The sequence below is a fragment of the Streptomyces sp. NRRL S-118 genome, assembly GCF_000716335.1.
Classification (GTDB): Bacteria; Actinomycetota; Actinomycetes; order Streptomycetales; family Streptomycetaceae; genus Streptomyces.
This window is the reverse complement of the sequence record NZ_KL591008.1, coordinates 231,810-238,742: the sequence shown is the minus strand read 5'-3', so window position 1 is coordinate 238,742 and position 6,933 is coordinate 231,810. Positions and strand designations below refer to the sequence as shown.

General features: G+C 74.7%; 8 protein-coding genes. 1 reads left to right on the top strand and 7 read right to left on the bottom strand.

What is annotated here, in order from left to right; all coding sequences use genetic code 11:
• Positions 1–26 precede the first annotated feature (26 nt).
• Entirely contained in the window at positions 27–1,037 is a 1,011-nt protein-coding gene (ligD, locus tag IH00_RS0116595) for a non-homologous end-joining DNA ligase (protein WP_031074272.1), read from the bottom strand.
• An 85-nt stretch (positions 1,038–1,122) separates the two neighbouring features.
• Here ligD and IH00_RS0116590 point away from each other — a divergent pair, with 85 nt between their 5' ends.
• On the top strand, positions 1,123–2,193 hold the full coding sequence (locus IH00_RS0116590; RefSeq protein WP_031074270.1) for an ATP-dependent DNA ligase: 1,071 nt from the start codon (positions 1,123–1,125) through the stop codon (positions 2,191–2,193).
• Here the strand turns inward: IH00_RS0116590 and IH00_RS0116585 are convergent.
• From IH00_RS0116585 to IH00_RS37360, 6 genes are all read right to left on the bottom strand, one after another.
• Positions 2,154–3,425 (bottom strand): lytic transglycosylase domain-containing protein, encoded by a 1,272-nt coding sequence (locus IH00_RS0116585; RefSeq protein ID WP_420710881.1) that lies wholly within the window; start codon positions 3,423–3,425, stop codon positions 2,154–2,156. The two genes, IH00_RS0116590 and IH00_RS0116585, sit on opposite strands and share 40 nt — an antisense overlap.
• Before the next feature lie 65 nt (positions 3,426–3,490).
• On the bottom strand, positions 3,491–4,186 hold the full coding sequence (locus IH00_RS0116580; RefSeq protein WP_031074266.1) for a nuclear transport factor 2 family protein: 696 nt from the start codon (positions 4,184–4,186) through the stop codon (positions 3,491–3,493).
• Positions 4,187–4,198: 12 nt separating this feature from the next.
• Positions 4,199–4,732, bottom strand: coding sequence for a hypothetical protein (locus IH00_RS0116575; protein ID WP_031074263.1), 534 nt, complete (start codon positions 4,730–4,732; stop codon positions 4,199–4,201).
• Positions 4,733–4,810: 78 nt separating this feature from the next.
• Positions 4,811–5,524 (bottom strand): hypothetical protein, encoded by a 714-nt coding sequence (locus tag IH00_RS0116570; RefSeq protein ID WP_234334868.1) that lies wholly within the window; start codon positions 5,522–5,524, stop codon positions 4,811–4,813.
• 15 nt (positions 5,525–5,539) lie between these two features.
• Complete coding sequence (locus IH00_RS0116565; RefSeq protein WP_031074259.1) at positions 5,540–6,040, bottom strand: hypothetical protein; 501 nt, start codon at positions 6,038–6,040, stop codon at positions 5,540–5,542.
• On the bottom strand, positions 6,037–6,933 hold an 897-nt coding region (locus tag IH00_RS37360), incomplete at its 5' end, for an MCE family protein (protein WP_199819761.1). The genes IH00_RS37360 and IH00_RS0116565, both read right to left, overlap by 4 nt.

Genomic DNA, 6,933 nt, shown 5'->3' with positions numbered 1-6,933 from the left:
GTCCGCCTTGTCGGCACGGTCCGGGGTCACTCCGCCTTCCTGGCGCGGCTCGGCTGCACCCGTTTGGGCTCGCCCGGCATCTTCGGGTAGTCCGGCGGGTACGGCAGGTCGGACAGCCCGTGGTCGCGCTCGTCCTTGGCGGCCAGCTCCAGCAGGCTGTCCAGCGTGAAGGCGTGGTCGTCCATGTCCGCGTGGACGTCGCCGTGGTCGGCGTACCGCACGGGCATGGTGGCGAGGTCGAAGTCGCGCGGGTCGATGTCGTCGAGTTCCTCCCAGCGCAGGGGGGCGGAGACCGGGGCGTGGGGCTTGGGGCGGATGGAGTAGGCGGAGGCGATGGTCCGGTCGCGGGCCGTCTGGTTGTAGTCGAAGAAGATCTTCTCGCCGCGCTCCTCCTTCCACCACGCCGTGGTGACCCGGCCCGGCATGCGCCGCTCCAGTTCGCGGCCGAGCGCGATGGCGGCGCGGCGCACCCCGGTGAACTCCCAGCGCGGCTCGATCGGCACGAAGACGTGCAGGCCCCGGCCGCCGGAGGTCTTGGGCCAGCCGCGCAGGCCGTGCTCCTCCAGCAAGGCGCGCAGTTCGTGCGCGGCCGCCTGCGCCTCGGGGAACCCGGTGCCGGGCTGCGGATCCAGGTCGATGCGCAGTTCGTCGGGGTGGTCGGTGCGGTCGCCGCGGACCGGCCAGGGGTGGAAGGTGAGCGTGCCCAGGTTGGCGGCCCAGATGACGGTGGCGATCTCGGTGGGGCGGATCTCGTCGGCGTAGCGGCCGCTGGGGAAGGTGATGTGGGCGGTGGGGATCCACTCGGGGAGGTTCTTGGGGGCGCGCTTCTGGAAGAAGGACTCTCCCTCGACGCCGTCGACGAAGCGCTCCAGCGTGGTGGGCCGGTCCCGCAGGGCCCGTACGACGCCCTCGCGCACGGCGAGGAAGTAGCGCGCCACGTCCAGCTTGGTGAAGCCGCGCTCCGGGAAGTAGATCTTGTCCGGGTTGGACAGGCGCACGGTGCGCCCGCCGGCTTCCAGCTCCACCGCGTTTCCCATAGCCGCCACCCTAGGGCGCCGGTAGGTACCTCGCATATCGGATCATTCACGGGCACTACCCGATGAATCGGGGCAGAATCGGGCCATGGATCTGCCGGTGATGCCACCTGTGAAGCCGATGCTGGCCAAGTCCGTCAAGAAGATCCCGCCCGGCATGCACTACGAGGCCAAGTGGGACGGCTTCCGTGCCATCGTCCACCGGGACGGTGACGAGCTGGTGATCGGCAGCCGCACCGGCAAGCCGCTGACCCGGTACTTCCCCGAGCTGGTCACCGCCCTCCTGGAGCGCCTCCCGGACCGCTGTGTCATCGACGGCGAGATCGTGATCGCCCATGAGGGCCGACTGGACTTCGACCGGCTCACCGAGCGCATCCACCCGGCCGCCTCCCGCGTGCGGATGCTCGCCGAGCGCACGCCCGCCCGTTTCATCGCCTTCGACGTGCTGGCCCTCGGTGACGAGTCGCTGATGGACACGCCCCTGGCCGCACGCCGGGCACGGCTCGACGAGGCCCTGGCCGGCGTGGACGCCCCGGTCCACCTGGCCCCGTCCACGACCGACATCGACACGGCGCGGCACTGGTTCGAACAGTACGAAGGGGCCGGACTCGACGGCGTGATCGCCAAGCCGCTGGACCTGCCGTACCGGCCCGACGCCCGGCTCATGTACAAGGTCAAGCACGAACGGACGGCCGACGTCGTGGTCGCCGGCTACCGCTTCCACAAGACGGGACCGGTCGTCGGCTCACTGCTGCTCGGTCTGTACGACGACGGCGGTGCACTCCAGCACGTCGGGGTCTGCGCCGCGTTCACCGCCGCGCGGCGCGCGGCGCTGGTCGACGAGCTGGAACCGCTGCGCATGGACTCCCCCGACAACCACCCCTGGGCGGCCTGGACGGACGAGGCCGCCCACGAGACCGCCCGGCTCCCCGGGGCGCCGAGCCGCTGGTCCGGCAAGAAGGACCTGTCCTGGGTGCCGCTGCGGCCCGAGCGGGTGTGCGAGGTGGGGTACGACCACATGGAGGGCACCCGCTTCCGGCACACGGCCCAGTTCCGCCGCTGGCGGCCGGACCGCACGCCGGAGAGCTGCGGGTACGCCCAGTTGGAGGAGCCCGTCTCCTACGACCTGGCCGAGGTGCTGTCGGGAGGCGGAGCCTGAGCGGCCGGGCCGACGGGCTGCTCCCTGGATGAGGTGGGTGTGGCGGGTGTGATTGGTGTGGTGGGGGAGGCAGTGGGGGCGGTGTCCGGTTCGGTCGGAGTCGGGCTGGGTGTCGGGCTCGGAGTCGGGCTCGGAGAGGGGGTGGGGGTGGGCGTCGGTACCGGTGTCGTGGGAGTCGGGGACGGGCTCGGAGTCGGGGTCGGGGTCGGGGCGGGTGGGCCGGGAGTTCCCGGCGTACCGGGTGACGGGACCGGGCGGCCGGGCGGGCGCGGGGAGGGAGTGGGGCGGCCCGAGGGCTGAGGTCCCACCACGATCCCGCCGCCCGGGCGGGGCGCCGACGGTTTCGTCCCCGCACCCGCACCCGCGCCCTGACCCGTTCCGGCACTCGGGCGTCCCGGGCCGGGTGTCACGGGAAGCACACCCGTCCCGTCCGGCACCGGGTGCGCGCCGCGCCGGTAGAAGGCGAGCCACGCCAGCACGGTGCGACGGTACGCGTCCGAGTGGTTGTACGCGAGGATCGCCCGGTCCAGGTGGGCCGTGATGGCGAGGTTCCGGTCCCCGGCGCACAGGTAGCGCCCGGCGGCCAGCGCCGCGTCGTGGACGTTGTGCGGATCGCGGCGCCCGTCCCCGTTGCCGTCGGCGCCCCAGCGGGCCCAGGTGGAGGGGATGAACTGCAGTGGGCCGACAGCGCGGTCGAACGTCCGGTCCCCGTCGTACGCGCCGCCGTCGGTGTCCAGGATCCTGGCGAAGCCCACGCCGTCGAGCACCGGGCCCAGGATCGGCGCGAGCGTGGTGCCCCGGGCGTCCAGACGGCCGCCTCGCGCCTGCCCCGACTCGACCTTGCCGATGGCGGCGAGCAGCTGCCAGGACAGCCGGCACCGCGGGTCGGTGCGGTCGACGGACGCCTCGGCGCGCCGGTAGGCGGCGAGCACGGTCGCGGGGATCCCTGCCTCGGCGAGGCGGACCGCCACCGGCCGCCGGGCGCCGCCGGCGACGGGCGGGGCGGCCCCTCGCTGGGCGGGCAGCCGCGGTACGGACAGCGGCGGGAGCTCGGTGTGGTAGGCGTCGTCCTGGGGCGGGACGGCGGCGGTGGGGCGTGCCGCGGGTTGCCCGGCCGCGGGCCGGGCGAGCGGCACGAAACCGGGCGCCTGGGAGGCGGTGAGCGCCGCCATGGCGGCGACGGCCGCGGCCGTCCCGGTCACCGCGCGCCGTGCCCGGTGTCCCCGGCGCAGCCGTTGCGCCTGTCGCACGCGGTGTGCCCGTCGTACGCGCGGCCCGGCGAGCCCGGTCCGTTCCGTCATGTGCCCGCCCCCAGGGTGTCGATGGCCGCGATCCGCCAGGTGCCGCCCGTCCGTACCGCCTCCACGGCGAACATGGCGGCGCCGTAGGTCGTGGCGTCCTTCCTGGCCGCGGTACGGGTGTTGGTCTGGTCCGCGTAGATGAGCACGCGGGCCCGGTCGCCGTGGATCTCCTCCACGCCGCTCTCCGTGACGGTGGTGGTGAGGACGAGCTTCTGCGCCGCGGCCTGCCGGCGCACGGGGGCCAGCATCGCGCGGTGCTGCTCGACCGCCCGCCCCGTGAGGTGCTCCTTCACGGCCCGGTCCGCCTCGGCCGGTGCGGCGTAGTTGTACGAGAACAACTCGTCGACCGCCTGGGTGATCCGGCCCTTGACCTCGCTGGTCCGTGCGAGGTCGGTGAGGGCGGTGTTGCGCACGGCCGGGTCGTCGCGCAGGGCGGACGTCTCACCGGCGGCCCACGCGGTGAAGCCGCCGAGCAGGACGGTGAGTACGCCCAGCAGCGCCGGGACCCGCTTGCCGCGGAAGCCCGACCGGCGGGGGCGTACCGCGGGCCGCGCGGCGGGGCGGCGGCCCCCGGCTTTTGCCCGGTGCCGGGTGGGGCGGGTCTCCTCGGGCGGGGGCGCGGCCGGGGCGCGGGTGGCGCTCGTGGACGCCAGGCGTCGCTGCCGGTTGATGAGGTGGCGGGTCGTCGACATGTCGTGCTCCTCTCAGTCCACCGGGGTGTTGCCGACCGGCGCCTGGCCGAGCGCGCTGAGCTTCCAGCCCTGCGGCGTGCGGGTGAGCTCTCCGAGGAGGCGGCTCTCCTTCGCCGTGGGTCTGCCCGCGGGCGGGGTCACGGTGACCCTGAGCGCGACCATCACGCGGGCCTTCCCGGCGCGGGTGTCCAGCTCGGTCACCGCGCCGGACAGCACCCGGGCGCTGGTCACGGTCCTCGCCTCGCGGATCTGCTCCTCGAACCGCGAGCGGCCGGCGGTGAGTTGCTCGTGCAGTTCGCCGGTGGCCGAGTCCTGCCAGGTGTCCAGTCCGCGGCGCAGGTCGCGGTGGTCGAGGGTGTTCATGTTCTGCACGGCCTGCTCCCCCGCGGCCAGCGCGTCGTCCCGTGCCGCGGCGTACGCGGCGGATTCGTCGTGCGCGGCGGAGTACCAGGACCAGCCGCTCCAGCCGGCGGCGCCGGCAGCGAGCAGGGCCAGCGCCGCGGCCGTGGCCAGGAGCGGGTTCCGTGTCGTAGGCGTGCGTGCCATCGGGCGGCCGTCCCCTTCGCTGTCTGCGGTGTCCCGGGTGTCTCTCCGCGCTGTGTTCATCGATCCGCCGAGCCGTTCTCAACGGGCTGTGAGGTCGACGATCCGCCAGCGCCCGTCGCGCAGTTCGGCGGTGACGGACAACTGGGCGGCGGTCGTGGTGGCGGGTCTGCCCGCGCGCTGCGCCACCTGGTCGAGGAAGACCAGCAGGTGCGCGCTGCGGTCCGTGAGGCGCGTGACCCCGGCGCGTACGACGTGGGTGGTGAGTGTCAGTCGCTGTTCCGCGGCCCTCTGCTCGACCTGGGTGAAGAGGGTGTCGTACTGACGGGCCGCCCTGCCGTCGAGGAGTCGGCGTGCCGCCTGCCGGGTGGCAGCGGTGTCCCGCGGGGTGTACGAGAACACGCGGCCGAGGGCGCCGCTGACGTCGGTGACGACCCGTGCGGTGGCCCCGGTGTCGGTCAGTGCGTGGTTCCCGGTGGCCGGGGAGCCGGTCAGCTGCTGCGTACGCCAGAGGAACCAGCCGCCCGTGAGCAGCAGCAGGGCGACGAGGAGCCGGGCCACCGCGCGCGACCGGCTCCGAGGCCCCCGCGGCCCCGTGACCTCCCGGCCCTCCGGCACCCCGGGGTCCGCGGCCCGGTCCTCCGCCGCGCCGTCCGCCATGCCGTCCGCCATGCCGTCCTGCGCGGCCCGGTCCTCCGGTACCCCGGGCTCCGTGGCCCGGTCCTCCGCCGTGGCGTCCTGCGGTGAGGAGCGCGGTGCGGGTATCAGGGGTGTGACGCCTTCGCCGGTGGTCACCTGCGTCGCTTCCTCTCACGTTCCGGTGGCGGGGAGAGCGGTCAGGGCCGTGACCTTCCAGCCGTCCCCGGTGCGGACGAGGTCCGCCTCGAGTCGTTTGCGGTCGGTGGCCGGGGGGCCCGCCGTCCGCGCGGCGGCGGTGATCTCCACCCGTACCGTCGCGATCAGCCTGGCCGTGCCCGCCCGGTCGTCGAGTGCGGTCAGAGCGGCGTCCGTGACCGTCGCGCGGGCCGACACGTCCGCCGGGGGCTTCGTCCGCTCCAGTTCCTCGCGGAGCTCACCGGCCGACACCTCCAGCCACGTCCGCAGGCCCTCCTCGGCACGCCGCCCGTCGAGACTGCTGAGCCGGGCCACGTGTTCCCGCCCCGCGGCGAGCGCGGTGTCGCGGCTCTCGGCGTACGCCCGCGTCGCCTCGCCCGCCGCCCGTGCGTACGACCATGCCGCGCCGCCGCACAGCAGGGCCGCGACGGCGACGGCGGCCCACCACCGGCGGTCCGCGCCGCCCGGCGGCCTCATCCGCGCTCCCCGCGGGCCGGTCCCGGCCGGGCGGGTTCGGGTACCGGACCGCCGCGCGGGGCGTTGGCGGAACCGCGGACGTTGACGCCGCCGGCCGGGTCGGCGGTGCAGCGCGCCGCGGTGTTGAGGGGAGGCGGCGCGGACAGGTCGAGGCCGTCGCGGTAGGTGGTGCCGCCGTATCCGGAGGTGCAGGGCAGCGGCTGGAAGAACGTCACCGACATGCCGAGATTGACACCCCGGGGAGTCACGGCGGTCGATCCGGCGGCGGCCACGGCGGGCAGGGTCACCAGCAGCTCTTCCATGCCCCGCTGGCGGGTCACGGCCACCTCCGAGGTGGTGAGGAGGTTGGCCAGGACGACTCCGAAGGCAGGTTCGAGGTCCTTCAGCAGTGCGGTCACCCGGTCCGCCGCTCCGGGTGCGGCGGCGATGAGCCGGCGCAGATCGGCATCGGAGTCCTCGAGTTCGGCGGCGAGCCGCTTGGCGCCGCCGGCGAAGGATCTGAGTGCCCGGCCTTCCTCCGCCTGGGTGCGCAGCACGGTCTCGGCGTCGATCACCAGCCGCGTGGTGGAGGGCAGCGCACGGTCGGCGGCGCGTACGAAGTGGTCGCCGCTGTCCAGCAGCGCCTGCAGATCGTCGCCACGGCCGTTCAGGGCCGTACCCAGTTCGTCCACGACCGTGCGCAGCGACTCCGGATCGACGGAGGCCGCCAGGTCGCCGACCCCCTTGAGGACGGTGGTGACGGGCGGTGGAGTGCGGGTGGCGGAGCGGGGGACGACCGATCCGTCCCGCAGGTACGGGCCGTCGGACCCGGCCGGCCGCAGGTCGATGTACTGCTCGCCGACGGCCGAGAGGCTGGGGGGGGGGGGCCCCCCGGCGGGGGGGGGGGGGGGGGG